Source organism: Novosphingobium sp. (assembly GCF_032093395.1).
Lineage (GTDB): Bacteria > Pseudomonadota > Alphaproteobacteria > Sphingomonadales > Sphingomonadaceae > Novosphingobium.
Genome location: NZ_DAMDBA010000003.1, coordinates 130,352 through 144,964 on the forward strand (window position 1 = coordinate 130,352; position 14,613 = coordinate 144,964).

The 14,613-nt window shown below is 65.6% G+C and carries 15 protein-coding genes and 1 pseudogene; 8 read left to right on the forward strand and 8 right to left on the reverse strand.

What is annotated here, in order from left to right; translation table 11 throughout:
* Positions 1-2 precede the first annotated feature (2 nt).
* From RT424_RS02045 to coxB, 3 genes are all read right to left on the reverse strand, one after another.
* Positions 3-917: a heme o synthase gene (locus RT424_RS02045; protein WP_313434140.1), complete on the reverse strand. Its 915-nt coding sequence runs from the start codon at positions 915-917 to the stop codon at positions 3-5.
* Between the two features lie 106 nt (positions 918-1,023).
* A complete protein-coding gene (gene ctaD, locus RT424_RS02050) occupies positions 1,024-2,712 on the reverse strand; it encodes a cytochrome c oxidase subunit I (RefSeq protein WP_313434141.1) in 1,689 nt (562 codons plus the stop codon).
* 27 nt (positions 2,713-2,739) lie between these two features.
* Positions 2,740-3,798, reverse strand: a complete 1,059-nt coding sequence (gene coxB / locus RT424_RS02055) for a cytochrome c oxidase subunit II (RefSeq protein WP_313434142.1) — start codon at positions 3,796-3,798, stop codon at positions 2,740-2,742.
* Positions 3,799-4,004: 206 nt separating this feature from the next.
* Here coxB and pyrE point away from each other — a divergent pair, with 206 nt between their 5' ends.
* The 7 genes and pseudogenes from pyrE (at position 4,005) to ruvX (ending at position 9,524) form a co-directional block, all read left to right on the forward strand.
* Entirely contained in the window at positions 4,005-4,589 is a 585-nt protein-coding gene (pyrE, locus tag RT424_RS02060) for an orotate phosphoribosyltransferase (RefSeq protein WP_313434143.1), read from the forward strand.
* Between the two features lie 47 nt (positions 4,590-4,636).
* The gene (locus tag RT424_RS02065; RefSeq protein ID WP_313434145.1) at positions 4,637-5,380 is read left to right on the forward strand and encodes a pyridoxine 5'-phosphate synthase; all 744 of its coding nucleotides are present in this window, start codon (positions 4,637-4,639) and stop codon (positions 5,378-5,380) included.
* Between the two features lie 16 nt (positions 5,381-5,396).
* Positions 5,397-5,795: pseudogene (gene acpS / locus RT424_RS02070) on the forward strand (holo-ACP synthase); the annotation flags it as partial.
* A gap of 27 nt (positions 5,796-5,822) precedes the next feature.
* Positions 5,823-6,779 (forward strand): signal peptidase I, encoded by a 957-nt coding sequence (lepB, locus tag RT424_RS02075; protein WP_313434174.1) that lies wholly within the window; start codon positions 5,823-5,825, stop codon positions 6,777-6,779.
* Complete coding sequence (locus RT424_RS02080; RefSeq protein WP_313434146.1) at positions 6,779-7,897, forward strand: AI-2E family transporter; 1,119 nt, start codon at positions 6,779-6,781, stop codon at positions 7,895-7,897. The genes lepB and RT424_RS02080 overlap by 1 nt, the downstream gene beginning before the upstream one ends.
* A gap of 32 nt (positions 7,898-7,929) precedes the next feature.
* Complete coding sequence (locus RT424_RS02085) at positions 7,930-9,057, forward strand: DUF3089 domain-containing protein (RefSeq protein ID WP_313434147.1); 1,128 nt, start codon at positions 7,930-7,932, stop codon at positions 9,055-9,057.
* Positions 9,039-9,524 carry a Holliday junction resolvase RuvX gene (gene ruvX / locus RT424_RS02090; RefSeq protein ID WP_313434148.1) on the forward strand — a complete coding sequence of 162 codons (486 nt, stop codon included), beginning with the start codon at positions 9,039-9,041 and terminating at the stop codon, positions 9,522-9,524. Before RT424_RS02085 ends, ruvX begins: the two co-directional genes overlap by 19 nt.
* Here the strand turns inward: ruvX and RT424_RS02095 are convergent.
* From RT424_RS02095 to argH, 4 genes are all read right to left on the reverse strand, one after another.
* The gene (locus tag RT424_RS02095; RefSeq protein ID WP_313434149.1) at positions 9,521-10,327 is read right to left on the reverse strand and encodes an NAD(P)-dependent oxidoreductase; all 807 of its coding nucleotides are present in this window, start codon (positions 10,325-10,327) and stop codon (positions 9,521-9,523) included. The genes ruvX and RT424_RS02095 overlap by 4 nt on opposite strands.
* Before the next feature lie 79 nt (positions 10,328-10,406).
* Positions 10,407-11,666 (reverse strand): diaminopimelate decarboxylase, encoded by a 1,260-nt coding sequence (gene lysA, locus RT424_RS02100; RefSeq protein WP_313434151.1) that lies wholly within the window; start codon positions 11,664-11,666, stop codon positions 10,407-10,409.
* A 38-nt stretch (positions 11,667-11,704) separates the two neighbouring features.
* Positions 11,705-11,944 carry a hypothetical protein gene (locus RT424_RS02105; protein ID WP_313434152.1) on the reverse strand — a complete coding sequence of 80 codons (240 nt, stop codon included), beginning with the start codon at positions 11,942-11,944 and terminating at the stop codon, positions 11,705-11,707.
* A gap of 5 nt (positions 11,945-11,949) precedes the next feature.
* Positions 11,950-13,323 (reverse strand): argininosuccinate lyase, encoded by a 1,374-nt coding sequence (gene argH, locus RT424_RS02110; RefSeq protein WP_313434175.1) that lies wholly within the window; start codon positions 13,321-13,323, stop codon positions 11,950-11,952.
* A 19-nt stretch (positions 13,324-13,342) separates the two neighbouring features.
* Here argH and RT424_RS02115 point away from each other — a divergent pair, with 19 nt between their 5' ends.
* Positions 13,343-13,939: a TlpA disulfide reductase family protein gene (locus RT424_RS02115; protein WP_313434154.1), complete on the forward strand. Its 597-nt coding sequence runs from the start codon at positions 13,343-13,345 to the stop codon at positions 13,937-13,939.
* A 23-nt stretch (positions 13,940-13,962) separates the two neighbouring features.
* On the opposite strand, the gene RT424_RS02120 is transcribed toward RT424_RS02115, so the two are convergent.
* Positions 13,963-14,613: glyoxalase (locus RT424_RS02120; protein ID WP_313434155.1), on the reverse strand; the 651-nt coding region annotated here is incomplete at its 5' end.

The window sequence follows — 14,613 nt, forward strand, 5'->3', positions numbered from 1 at the left end:
TTCTAAAGGACGATGAAGCGGTCCACCACCAGCACGGCGAAGAGTGCGAAGAGGTAGAGCACTGAATAGGCGAACAGCTGCTTTTCCGGCTTCATCGTGTCTTCCGCGCCGCTGCGCTCGCGCAGGCCGACACGGATCGAGAGCGCCAGGAACAGCGTGGAAAGGGCAATGGCCGAAACACCGTAGATCGCGCCGGTTCCGCCGATCCACCAGGGCAGTACCGAAAGCGGGAGCAGCAGGACGGCGTAGATCAGGATCTGCTGGCGCGTCGCCTTCTCCCCCGCTACGACCGGCATCATCGGGATGCCGACTTTTGCGTAGTCGCTCTTCACGAAGAGCGCGAGCGCCCAGAAGTGCGGCGGCGTCCAGAAGAAGATGATGGCGAAGAGCAGCACCGGCATCAGCGTGACATGGCCGGTCACCGCCACCCAGCCGATCAACGGCGGGAAGGCGCCGGCGCCGCCGCCGATGACGATGTTCTGCGGCGTGCGCGGCTTGAGCCAGATCGTATAGATCACCGCATAGTAGATGATCGAGATCGCCAGGATCGCGGCGGGCAGCCAGCCGACGGCGAAACCCATCAGGAACACCGACACGGCGCAGAGCACACCCGCGAAATCGCGCGCGGTGGTGCGGTCGAGGCGGCCCTGCGGCAGCGGTCGCTTGGACGTGCGCTTCATCCCGGCGTCGAGATCGGCCTCCCACCACTGGTTGAGCGCGGCGGCACCGCCGGCACCCATGGCTATGCAGAGGATCGCCGTGAAGGCGATGACCGGATTGATCCGCTCGGGCGCGGCCAGCAGGCCGCAAAGGCCGGTAAAGATGACAAGACTCATCACCCGCGGCTTGGTCAGCGCGAGGAGATCGCGCCAGTCGGCCGGCAGGGAGGCGGCTTGGGAGGGACTCGTTGTCGTCATGATGGCTGGGCCCATACACCTGCCCTCGTAAACCCGCAAAGCCCCGAAAAGCGAGATCCTTGCAAATCGAGCGCCGCCCCGGAGGTGATCCGGGGCGGAACGTCGATCAATGGTGAGCCGCTTCCTCGATCACCGGCAGCGTCTCGAACTGGTGGAACGGCGGCGGGCTGGTCAGCGTCCATTCCAGCGTGGTCGCGCCTTCGCCCCAGTAGCTGTCCTCCGCCTTGCGGCCGGCGAGGTAGGCGTAGGCGATGTTGATGAACCAGATCACCAGGCTGCTCGCCATGACCATGTAGCCGATCGTCGCGACGTGGTTCCAGTGCTGGTAGGCTTCCGCATAGTCCGGATAGCGACGCGGCATGCCCTGCAGCCCGAGGAAATGCATCGGGAAGAAGATCATGTTCACGCCGACGAAGAAGATCCAGAAGTGGACATGGGCGAGGAACTCGGAATGCATCCGGCCGCTCATCTTCGGGAACCAGTAGTAGAACCCGGCGAAGAGCGCGGTGACGGCACCCAGCGAGAGCACGTAGTGGAAATGCGCGACGACGTAGTAAGTGTCGTGCAGGACGTCGTCGACGCCGCCGTTGGCCAGCACCACGCCGGTCACGCCGCCGACGGTGAAGAGGAAGATGAAGCCCAGGGCCCAGACCATCGGGCTCTTGAACTCCAGCGAACCGCCCCACATCGTCGCGATCCACGAGAAGATCTTCACGCCGGTAGGCACTGCGATGACCATGGTGGCTGCGGTGAAATACATCTTCGTGTTCACCGACATGCCAGTGGCGTACATGTGGTGCGCCCAGACGATGAAACCGACCACGCCGATCGCGACCATGGCATAGGCCATGCCGAGATATCCAAAGACCGGCTTCTTCGAGAAGGTCGAGACGATCTGCGAGATGATGCCGAAGCCGGGCAGGATCATGATGTAGACTTCGGGGTGACCGAAGAACCAGAACAGGTGCTGGTAGAGCACCGGATCGCCGCCGCCCGAAGGATCGAAGAAGGTGGTGCCGAAGTTGCGGTCGGTCAGCAGCATGGTGATCGCCGCGGCCAGGACCGGCAGCGAGAGCAGCAGCAGGAAGGCGGTGACCAGCATCGACCACACGAAGAGCGGCATCTTGTGTATGGTCATGCCAGGAGCACGCATATTGAAGATCGTGGTGATGAAGTTGATGGCGCCCATGATCGAGCCCGCACCGGAAAGGTGCAGCGCGAAGATGCCGAAGTCCACGGCCGGCCCAGGCGAGCCGCTGGTGGAGAGCGGCGCATAGACCGTCCAGCCGGTGCCGGCGCCGAGCCCGGTGCCGCCGGGCACGAAGGCGGAGCACAGCAGCGAGATGAAGCCTGCCACGGTCAGCCAGAACGAGATGTTGTTCATGCGCGGGAAGGCCATGTCCGGCGCGCCGATCATCAGCGGCACGAACCAGTTGCCGAAGCCGCCGATCATCGCCGGCATGACCATGAAGAACACCATGATCAGGCCGTGGGCCGTGATGAGGACGTTCCAGACATGCAGCGTGGAGTTGAAATCCGGATTGGTCGCGCCGAACCAGCGGGCGAAGATATCCAGGTACTGGATGCCGGGTTCGGCCAGTTCGACGCGCATCATGCCCGAGAACAGGCCGCCGATGATCCCCGCGAAGATCGCGAAGATCAGGTACATCGTGCCGATGTCCTTGTGATTGGTTGACATGAACCAGCGTGCGAAGAAGCTCGGCTTATGGTCGTGATCTGAATGGGCGTGGTGATCCACATTGCCCTGGAAATGCTCGGGAACGGTGGTTGCCATGGTAGGGCCCTGTCCTTCGATTCGCGCTTATTCGGCGGTAGCTGCGGCAGTCGCATCGGCGGCCGGAGCCTCCGACGCTTCTTCCGTGGCGACTGCGGCAGGGGCCGCGGTGGTAGGCGCGGCGGCAGCCTTCTGACCGTCGATCACGCCGCCGGCGTGGGTCAGAACCCAGGCATCGTATTGCGCACGGGGCAGCGCCTCTACCGCGATCGGCATGTAGCCGTGCTTGGCGCCGCAAAGTTCGGAGCACTGGCCGTAATAGACGCCGGGCTTTTCCACCAGCAGCACCTTCTCGTTGATGCGGCCGGGCACGGCGTCCAGCTTGAACCACAGCGAGGGCACGGCGAACGAGTGGATCACGTCGGCCGCGGTGATTTGGAGCCGGATCGGTTCACCCACCGGCACGACCATGCGGTTGTCGACTTCCAGGTGCGAGGGGCCGTCCCAGGGTTTGGAACCCACTTCGCGCACGCCATTGTTGATGGTCGGCTGGCCCGGCAGGTTGAGCATGTTCGAGACGACCTCGAAATCCCCGTTGTCCGGGTAGCCGTAAGTCCAGAACCACTGGTTGCCGGTGACCTTGATGGTCAGCGCACCCTTGGGAGCAGGCTTGTACTGCTTGGCGATGAGATCGATCGAGGGCACCGCGATACCGATCAGGATCAGCACCGGCACCAGCGTCCATACCACTTCGAGCACGGTATTGTGGCTGGTCTTCGAGGCAACCGGATTGGCGCGGCGGTTGTAGCGCACCACGATGATCACCAGGAGCAGCAGCACGAAAAGCGTGATCACCGTGATGATCGGCATCAGCACGCCGTCATGGATCCATTCGCCATATTCGCCGAGCTTGGAAAATTGCTGCTGAAGCCCGACGCCGCCTTCCACCGGCATGCCGATGCCCAGCGTCGGCTTCATCGGCGTATAGCTGCCGGTAGCCGCTGCCGTGCCCGCTGCCTCTGCGGCAGGCGCCGCGAATGCCGAAGGTACTGCCAGAACCGACGAAAACGCCACTGTAGCAACAGAATACAGACCGAGAGCCTTCGCAGCCTCGCCCAAAGTAGGAACGGTTTTGCCCAATATCATGGTTACAGCGCTTCCGTTTTCTTTTGATCGCGCAAGTGAGTCGCCTCCCAAGCGCGCACCCCTATTGCGGAGGCTTTTTGCCCCCGTTGACAAGGGGCTATACGCGGCCTTGCCGCCCGTCTCAAGCGCCTCTAGGGGATTTTTGACGCGGAAGGCCATCCCGCTCCGCCAGAACATTGCAATTTGCACCAAAGGATTACCCCCCGATGCAGGAAGAAGAAGTCCTCGCCGAGTTCCGCGCCAGCAAGGCCTTGCTTGAAGGGCATTTCCTGCTTTCGTCGGGTCGGCACAGCGCCTACTACCTCCAGTGCGCACGGGTTTTGATGAACCCGGACCGTGCCGGGCGACTCGCCGTGGCGCTCGCCGCAAAACTCCCCCACGATATTCGCAAGGCCATCGACAAGGTCGTATCGCCGGCCATGGGCGGCGTGATCATCGGCCAGGAAATGGGCCGTGCGCTCCAGGTCGACGCGATGTTCGTGGAGCGGCCGACCGGCACGTTCGAACTGCGTCGCGGCTTCAGCCTCGAACCCGGCGACAAGGTGCTGATGGTCGAGGACGTGGTGACCACCGGCCTCTCCAGCCGTGAGGCGATCAAGGCGATCGAGGAAGCCGGCGGCGAAGTGATCGCGGCCGCCTCGCTGATCGATCGGTCGGCCGGCGCGGTGGACCTTGGCGTGCCGTTCTTCCCGCTGGTGGCGCTCAACTTCCCGACTTACGCGCCCGACGAACTGCCGGCCGAACTGGCGGCGACCCCCGCCATCAAGCCCGGCAGCCGCGCCCAGCCCTAAGCGGTTCCACAAGCCTGAGCGGTTCCACAAGATAGGGATTCACGACCTTGGCCAACGTCCTCACCCCTGCGCGCCTGCGCCTCGGCGTCAATATCGACCACGTTGCCACCATCCGCAACGCGCGGGGCGGGGAGCATCCCGATCCGGCGCGCGCCGCCCGCATCGTGGCCGAGGCAGGGGGTGACGGGATCACCGTGCATTTGCGTGAGGACCGCCGCCATATCCGGGACGAGGATCTGGAACGCGTAGCCTCCGCCACCGGGCTGCCGATCAACCTGGAAATGGCCGCGACCGAGGAGATGCTCGAGATCGCGCTGCGCCACCGCCCCCATGCGGCCTGCATCGTGCCCGAACGGCGCGAGGAGCGCACCACCGAAGGTGGGCTTGATGCGGCCGGGCAGCACAACCGCCTTGCACCGATCGTCGCCCGCCTTGCCGATGCGGGCATCCGCGTCAGCCTGTTCATCGCCCCCGAGCCGCGCCAGATCGAGGCGGCCATGAAGCTCGGCGCGCCGGTCGTGGAATTCCACACGGGCGAATATGCCCATGCCGAAGGCGAGCAGGTGGCGGTGGAACTGCGCCGTATCGTCGATATGGCCGCGCTGGCTGCCAAGAACGGCATAGAGCCTCATGCCGGCCACGGCCTCACTTACGAGAACGTGCAGCCGATCGCTGCGATTCCGCAACTGGCGGAACTCAACATCGGCCACTACCTTATCGGTGAGGCGATATTCTGCGGGCTCGAAACGAGCGTCCGGAAAATGCGCCAGTTGATGGACGAGGTTCGCTGAAAGGACCGGAAATTTCATGATTATCGGTCTCGGCTCCGACCTCTGCAATATCGAGCGAATCCAGAACTCGCTCGACCGATTCGGCGCGCGTTTTCTCCAGCGGGTCTTCACCGAAGTGGAGCAGGCAAAGGCCGCGCGGCGTCCCCACACCGTGGCCGGCACGCTGGCGAAGCGCTTCGCCGCCAAGGAGGCCTTCTCCAAGGCGGTCGGCACCGGCTTCAAGGCCGGCGTGTTCATGAAGGACATCGGCGTCGTGAACGCCCCCTCGGGCGCGCCGACGCTGGCGCTGACCGGCGGCGCGAAAACGCGGCTGGACGCCATGATTCCAGCCGGATACGAGGCCGTGGTTCACCTCACGCTCACGGACGATCATCCATGGGCGCAAGCCTTCGTGATCATCGAAGCGCGCCCCCTCTCCCCATCCGCCGAGTATTTCCGGGACATGATCCAACAGCCGAAGCCGACCCTCAGCCAGGCGCCCGTACAGGCCCAGCCGGCTGCGGAAAAGGTCAACTGGTTCCAGGAATTGCGCGGCCTTGCGCTGATGCTGCTGGGCGTGCTGGCATTTCATTCCTTCATCGCCAAGCCGTTCTACATTCCCTCGATCTCGATGATGCCGGGCCTGTTGGTGGGCGACCGACTGGTCGTTTCCAAGTACCCCTACGGGTGGAACTGGTCCTCGATCAGCTTCCACCTCCTGCCGCGCAGCACCTGGCGTTTGCTGGGCCGCACGCCGGAGTACGGCGACATCGTCATCGTCGTGCCCGGAAACCGCAAGGCAGACCTCATCAAGCGGGTCGTCGCCCTGCCCGGAGACCGCATCGCCGTGATCGACGGCCGCATCCGTCTCAACGGCAGGTTCGTACCGCGCGAGATGGAGCCTCCGGTCCGCATCGCCGCCGACGATTCGCTGACCTGCGAAGGCGATGCCGAGCCGGGCCACTGCTACGAAGGCTTCGAGCGCTTCCGCACCCGCCTGCCCAGCGGCCGGGACGTCTACGAAATGCCGACCTACCGTGAAACATTGCCCAACGGCGCCAGTTACCAGGTTATCGACTACCTGAACCAGGAACTGGACAACTACCCGGAGGTCAAGGTGCCTGAAGGCCACGTCTTCCTGATGGGCGACGATCGCGATCGCTCGGCCGACAGCCGCGCGCCGTTCGAAACGGACATGTTCGGCCAGCCCAATGGCGGGCTGGGCGGGCCGGTTCCGCTATCCGATGTCGGCGGGCGGGCGGAATTCATCACCTTCTCGCTGGACGGCACCCAGGGCTGGAACCCGTTGACCTGGTGGAGCGCGCTGCGTCCCGGCCGGGCCTTCACCAGCCTGCGTCCGCCGGTCGAGCCCCCCAAAGCGTGGCCCAGCGGTAACGACACGTCCGAGGCGTCCCGCTGATGGCGTCGGGGCCGAAGCGGGAGGCGGGAAGCGATCTTGCCGAACGTGCTGGCCCCACCGACATTTCCGATCCGCTGATCCGCACCGAGGCGCGCAAGGCTTTCGTCTGGATCGGCATGGCAGCCCTGCTGGCGCTGACCGTATTCCTCTCGCAATCGCTGCTGGTGATCTTCGGCGGCATCGTGTTCGGCGCGCTGATAGACGGCGGTGCCCAGGTACTGCGCAAGGTGGTTCCCCTGCCCCGCGGCGTCTGCGTCGTTCTGGTTCTGCTGCTGGCCATGCTGTTCCTGCTCTGGGTCGGTCGTTTCGCCGGCAGCCAGATCGCGTTACAGGCGGCCGAACTTCCCTCGACCATCGAAAGCCAGTTCCGTCACGGGCTGTCCTGGCTGCGCGCGCACGGCATCCAGCCGCGCATCACCGACTTGCGGGGCATGGCGCAGGAGGCGGTTGGCGGCATCGGCCAGGTGACGCGGGTGGTGGGCGGCCTGATCGGAGTGTTCACCACGCTGTTCCTGATCCTCGTGCTGGGGATCTACTTCGCGCTGGAACCACGGCTCTATCGGCGCGGGGTAGGCTGGATGCTGCCGATCGAGCGGCGCGATCACTTCGAAGCCACGGTGGCAATCATGGGCCAGGCCCTGCGCCGCCTGCTGTTCGGCCGCCTGATCGGCATGATCGTGGAGGGCCTGTTCACCTGGGCGATGCTGCAATTCTACGGCGTGCCGATGGCCGCCCTGCTCGGCCTCATCACCGGCCTTCTCGCGTTCCTGCCCAACATCGGCGCGCCGATTTCCGGCATGATCATGATCCTGGTCGGCTTTTCCGGCGGCTACGAGATGGGGCTCTACACGATCTTCGTCTATGTGCTGATCCACCTGATCGACGGCTACCTGATCGTGCCGATGATCGCGCGCAAGACGGTGGACCTGCCACCCGCGCTGGTGCTGGCCGCGCAGCTGATCATGGGCGTGCTGTTCGGCCTGCTCGGACTGGCGCTGGCCGATCCGCTGGTCGCCATGATCAAGATCTGGCTGGAACGCGAGGCGGACCGCAATGGCCGAGGTACGCCCGGCGACGCCGGCAAGACGACCGCCACGCCCCCGGCCGACCCCGCTTGACCAACGCGGCGCGGCAGGCGAGACCTTGAAGCATGGCTCGCAAGTTCCTCTACGTCATTGCCATTCTCGTCCTTATCGTCATCGGCCTGTTCGTGGCCTTGCGGCTCTGGTCGGAAGACCTGACCGAACTGGCCTTCGTCCCGAACGTCGAATACGCGCAGAAGGATGCACTCGGCCCGGAGGCCTGGCGCGACGCCGGAATGTGGATCGCCCGGCCGGACATGGCGGACGATCCCTCGCGCTGGCTGCCGCCCGGCGTGGAGACGCCGAAAACCCGGCTCAAGGTGGCGGTGTTCTTCGTCCACCCCACCAGCCTCGTGGCGCGCAGCGCCTGGAACGGCGACCTGGCGGACGCTTTCTCGCAGGATCGCGCGGCGCTGTTCGTCAAGGGCATGGCCAGTCCCTTCAACCGCGCCGATATCTATGCGCCGCGCTATCGACAGGCGGCCATCGGCGCGTTCCTCACCGGCGCGCCCGAAGCCAACCGCGCCATCGACCTGGCTTTCTCGGACGTTCTTGCCGCCTTCGACCAGTTCGTGGAGAGCGTGCCGCGCGGCCGTCCCATCGTGGTCGCGGGGCACAGCCAGGGCGCTTTCCTGCTGCGCCGCGTCCTGCGCGATCGCGTGGCGGGCAAGCCCCTCGCCAAGCGCGTGATCGCCGCCTATGTGATCGGCTGGCCCGTTTCGCTGGCACACGATCTGCCGAAGATGGGCCTGCCTGCCTGTGCCAAGGCGGAACAGACGGGCTGCGTTGCAAGCTGGCTCTCCGTTGCCGATCCCGCCGACACGAAGATGCTGCTCACCGCCTACGGCCGCCGCACCGGACTTGACGGGCAGAGCGTAGCCGCAAGCCCGTTCCTCTGTACAAATCCCCTGACCGGAGGCGAGGGCGGCAGCGCCGATGCGGCGGCCAACCTGGGCACGCTGGTTCCCGAATTCCGCCCCGATTCGCGCGCGGCCAGCGGCACTCTGGCGAAAGCGACCGTGCCCGCCACCTGCGGACCCGACAACTTTCTCCACATCGGACCGCCTCCCGCGCTGAACATGGGCCCCTACGTGCTTCCCGGAAACAACTACCATCTCTATGACGTCACCCTGTTCTGGGCGAACCTTCGCGCGGATTTCGAAAGACGGGTTGCGACATGGCAGAAGGCACAGTGATCACCACCAGCGCGCTGGACTATCGCGATGCCCTGCCCGAATCCGGCGGCGCGCTGCTCGGCCTGGACCTTGGTACGCAAACCATCGGCACCGCCTTCTGCGACCCGGGCTGGCGCTTCGCCTCTCCCGGCAAGACGCTGAAACGGGGCAAGTTCGGTGCCGACCGCGAACTGCTGCTGGAACTGATCCGCGAGCGATCGATCAAGGGCATCGTCATCGGCCTGCCGCTCAACATGGATGGCTCCGAAGGCCCGCGCGCGCAATCGAGCCGCGCCTATGCCCGCAATCTCGGCGCGCTCGGCCTGCCGATCCTGCTTTGGGACGAACGCTGGTCCACCACCGGCGCGGAGCGCGGGCTGCTGGAACAGGACATGAGTCGGGCCAAGCGCGCGACGCGGATCGATTCCGCCGCGGCGGCCGTGATCCTGCAAGGCGCGATCGACGCGCTCGCCGGCGGAATGTTCTAGGGTTTAAGCGCCTGCTCTGCGGCCCTCAGGATAACGAGCAGGCCGCGAACGGTTTCTTCATGCCGCTCCTCCACGCCGATGACGCGACGGCCGGCGTCGGCGCGCGCGCGGTCGAGAATGGCGGCGGGTACGCCTTCTTCGTGAAGGAGAAGGTCGGCGGAGCCCAGAAGGCGTGCCTCGCGCAACGTTAGATCGTCTGGATCCGCGCTGCGCAACACGATCTCGACGGTTTCGCCCACTGGCCTGTCCGCTTCCGAGAGCCATTGCGCCACGCGCTCCGGACCGACATCGCCCAGCGGATCCAGCGCGCCGCCCTGCCCCAACGCCGCATCGAGCGCCTGGCGCCTTTCGCCCGCGTCCGGAAAGCGGGCGCGCAAGGCGGGGCGCGCCGCAAGCAGTGCCTGCGCCAACGCGCCCAGCGTTTGCGGCAGCAGCGCCTCCAGCCGCAGACGCAACTGCTTGGCCAGCCCGGCCGAAGCCCCGCCGGTTCCGATCGCCAGCAGAACCGGCGAACGGTCGAGGATGGAAGGCACCGTGAAATCGCAAAGCATGGGGCGATCCGGGGCATTGACCAGCAGCCCTGCCTTCTGCGCCTGCGTTACGCCCTCACGCGCGGCTGCCTCGTCCTCCTCGGCGATGAAGGCGATCCGCGCGCCCAGCGCGATCCCCTCCGCAAGGTCGCCCACCACCTGCCCGCCTGCACGCTCGACAAGGCGGCGCTTGGCCTCGGCCGCCTCGCCGAGGCCGGTTACCACCACCGGGCGTCCGGCGATGCGGTGGAAAAGCGGCAGGCTATCGATCATGAACCACGGCCTTCAAACGAAAAGGAACGGCGAATTGCGCCGTTCCTAACCGTTCCAATCCGACTTGTCGAAGCTGGCCTCAGGCAAGCCAATCCGGCACCGTTTCGGCCGCGAGGATCGTCTCGGGCTCGATCCGGGCGGCGACCACCGCCCACTTTTCGCCGTCGACCATGACTTCCGGCACCAGCGCGCGGCTGTTGTAGGTGTTCGCCATCGTCGCGCCATAAGCGCCGGCCGTGCGGAAGATCGCGAGATCGCCGCTTGCCACTTCGTCGATCTCGCGCCCCATCGCGAAAGTGTCGGAACTTTCGCAGATCGGGCCGACGATGTTGGCCGTCATCGTCCTGCCATTGGGCTTCACGGCCGCGAAGTCGTGCCAGGCATCGTACATGGCCGGGCGGGCGAGGTCGTTCATCGCCGCGTCCACGACCACGAAGGGGTTCACCACGCCTTCCTTCACGCGGACCACCTCGGTGACGAGCACGCCGGAATTGCCCGTGATCACGCGGCCCGGCTCGAACATCAGGGTGACGCCCCAGTCCTTCGCGACCGAGGCGACCATTGCTCCATAGTCCTGCGGGGTCGGCAGCGAATCGCCCGCCTTGTAAGGCACGCCGAGCCCGCCGCCGAGGTCCATGTGAGTCACCGAATGCCCTTCGGCGCGGATCGCCTCCATCAGCTCTCCCATCTTGATGAAGGCGAGGCGCGAGGGTTCGAGGTCGGAAATCTGGCTGCCGATATGGACCGCGAGGCCCTTCATATCGAGCCCCGGCAGGCCCGAGAGGCGGGCATAGATTGCGCCCGCGCGGTCATAGGCGACGCCGAACTTGTTGTCCGCCTTGCCGGTGGAGATCTTGGCGTGGGTTCGGGCGTCCACGTCCGGGTTGACGCGAAGCGCGCAAGGCGCGCGCTGGCCCAGCGAAGCGGCGATTTCCGCCAGTTCCACGCCCTCTTCCTCGCTTTCGAGGTTGAACTGGCCGATACCCGCCCTGACGGCCGCGGTCAGTTCGCGGCGGGTCTTGCCGACGCCGGAGAAGACGATGTCGGCGGCCGGAATCCCGGCGGCCAGGGCGCGGTTCATCTCGCCTTCGGAGACGACGTCGGCGCCGTAGCCCTCGCTCGCCAGCAGGCGCAGCACGGCCAGGTTGGGGTTGGACTTCACCGCGAAGGCGATGTGGATGCTGGGCAACTGCGCCAGCGCCTCGCGAAAGACGCGGGCATGGCGGCTAAGCGTAGCGCGGGAATAGACGTAGACGGGCGTGCCGACTTCGCGGGCGATCGCGGCCAGCGGCACGTCTTCGGCGAAAAGCTCGCCGTTGGTCAGGGCAAAATGGTCCATGGGTGTCTCGGTATCTGGAAGCTTATTCAGCCTGAAAATTATTCTGGAGGCGGAAGATCGAAGGGATCGTCGTTCCGTGGCTCCGAGCGGGTGCGCAATTCGACGCTGCGTTCGGGAATCGCCAGCGTCGGCGTCTGGAGCAGTTCGGTGCTGGCCGGTTTCTGCTCGCGGCCGTAAGGCGCGGGCGGAAGCTGCTGCCCCGGTTTCAATGCCAGCGCCGCCCTCTGGCCGCAGGCCGAGAGCGCGAGAAGCAGGATCAGTGCGGCAGTCTTGCGCATCAGGCTCACTCCAGACCGAGCGTGAGCCGGGCTTCGGCCACGCGCAGGCGTACCTGATCGGGGGCGGTGCCGCCGTGCGATTTGCGCGCGGCAACCGAAGCCTCGACCGAGAGCGCCTTGAATACGCGCTCGTCGATGCGGCTGTCGATGGCCTTGAGATCGTCCAGCGGCAATTGATCGAGCGCCAGCCCACGCTGCTCTGCCAGCTTCACGGCGGAACCGGTGATGTGGTGCGCCTCGCGGAAGGGAATGTTGCCCTCGCGCACCAGCCAGTCGGCCAGATCCGTGGCGGTGGCGAAGCCCAGTTCGGCGGCGCCGCGCATGCGAGCGGTGCGGAAACGGGTTTCCGCGACCATGCCGGTCATCGCCGCGATCGACAGCGCCAGCAGGCTGGCGGCCTCGAACACCGGCGGCTTGTCGTCCTGCATGTCCTTCGAATAGGCGAGCGGCAGGCCCTTCATCGTGATCATCAGGCTGGTGAGGCAGCCGACGATCCGGCCCGAATGGCCGCGCACCAGCTCGGCCGCGTCGGGGTTCTTCTTCTGCGGCATGATCGAGCTGCCGGTAGACAGCGAATCGGGAAGCGCCACGAAGCCGAAGGGCTGGCTGGCCCAGATGATGAACTCTTCGGCCAGACGCGAGAGGTGCAGCGAGCACTGCGCGGCGGCCATCAGGTAATCGAGCGCGAAATCGCGGTCCGATACCGAATCGAGGCTGTTGTCGGTCGGCGCGTCGAAGCCCAGCGCCTGCGCCGTCATGAGCCGGTCGATCGGGAAACCGGTTCCCGCCAGCGCCGCCGCGCCCAGCGGGCTGCGGTTCATGCGCTTGCGGGCGTCGGCAAAGCGCGAACGGTCGCGGCCGATCATCTCGTAATAGGCCATCAGGTGATGGCCCAGCGTTACCGGCTGGGCGGTTTGCAAATGGGTGAAGCCAGGCATGATCGAATCGGCATGTTCACCGGCGCGGGCGACGAGCGCCTTCTGAAGCGCTTCGAGCCCCGCATCGGCCTGATCGACCGCATCGCGCACCCAGAGACGGAAATCGGTGGCCACCTGATCGTTACGCGAGCGGGCGGTGTGCAGGCGTCCTGCCACCGGACCGATCAGCTCGGCGAGACGGCCCTCGGTGGTCATGTGGATGTCTTCGAGATCCCAGTTTTCCGGGACGCCGGATACTTCGTACTCGGCGGCAACCCGGTCCAGACCATCCCGGATCGTGATCGCATCTTCGCCCGAAACCACGCCGCAAGCGCCCAGCATCGCGACGTGCGCCTTGCTGGCCGCGATGTCCTGCCGCCACAATGCCTTGTCGAAGGGGATCGAGGCATTTATCTCGCGCATGATTGCAGACGGTCCACCTTCGAACCGTCCACCCCACATCTGGTTGGAGCCCGCCGCCTTGCTGTCTTCGAAATCGCTCAAGTCGCTCGTCCTGTATTCCGTCGCGGGGGCAGGCGCCCTCCTGATCGCGGGCTGCGATAGGCAAAGCGGCAAGGACGCGCAACAAAAGGCTTCCGAAAGCGCTGCTCCGGCAACACAGGCCGCCGTGGCACCAACGGGCAAAGTCGATCGCTCGCACAAGGGCGAACCGCTTCCCGACGTGACCCTGGTCGACAATACCGGCGAGAGCCTCGACCTTATGTCGTTGAAAGGCAAGCCGCTGCTGATCAACCTCTGGGCCACCTGGTGTGCACCCTGCATTGCCGAGATGCCGACGCTGGAAGCGCTGGCCAAGGATCCCAATGGGAAGGTCCAGATTCTGCCGATCTCGCAGGACACCGGCGATACCTACAAGGTCGTCGAGATCCTGCGCCGCCGCAAGCTCGACAATATCCAGCCCTGGGTGGACGAAAACGGCGACCTGGGCTTCCAGTACGGCGGCAACCTGCCAGTAACCGTGCTGTTCGACAGCCAGGGCCGCGAAGTCTGGCGCTATACCGGCGGCAACGACTGGTCCTCGCCCGAAGCCGCCAAGCTGCTGGCGGAAGCCAAGTAAGGATCGCTCGAGCGTCTGCCCAGCTAGGTTTGCGGCTGGGCAGCGAACTCCGCCAGCCGTGATCCCGGCGCCGGATAGCCGGGCGGCGTCGTTTCGGTAAACCAGATCAACCGCCCGTGCGCGGCATCGGGCGCGATGGCGAAGCGATCCTCGACATCGCCGATCAACGGCAGGCCAAGGCCGCGCAAGTATTGCGCCGCGCGGCGGGCATCGCGGACCTTGAACGCGAGGTGGCAGATGCCTTTCACGTCGCGGGCATGGCGTGCGACAGGGCTGTCTTCCCGGCGATCCGCCAGCACTTCCAGCACCGTATCGCCCATTGCAAATGCCAGGCAATTCTCCTCGGGAAGATTGCGCAGCCCCAGTTCCGGCCAGGAAAGTTTCCCGTGGAACAATTCGGCGGCCTTTTCGGGCGAGTCGCACGAGAGGCCGATAGCCTGAAGGCCTTCTATCCCAAGCGGATGATCGCCGGCCGGTCGCCATGAGGGATCGCGGCGCGGATCGCCCGGCATGTCCTGCTTCACGATCTCCAGCCGCAGACCCATGACCTGTCCGCGCGGGATGATGAAATAGAAGGACTCCATGCCCGGATCGTAGTGCCGTTTGAACCCCCGTGCGCCGAACCAGGCGTCGGCGGCGGCGAGGTCAGGGACCTTCAGCGCTACGCCGATCCA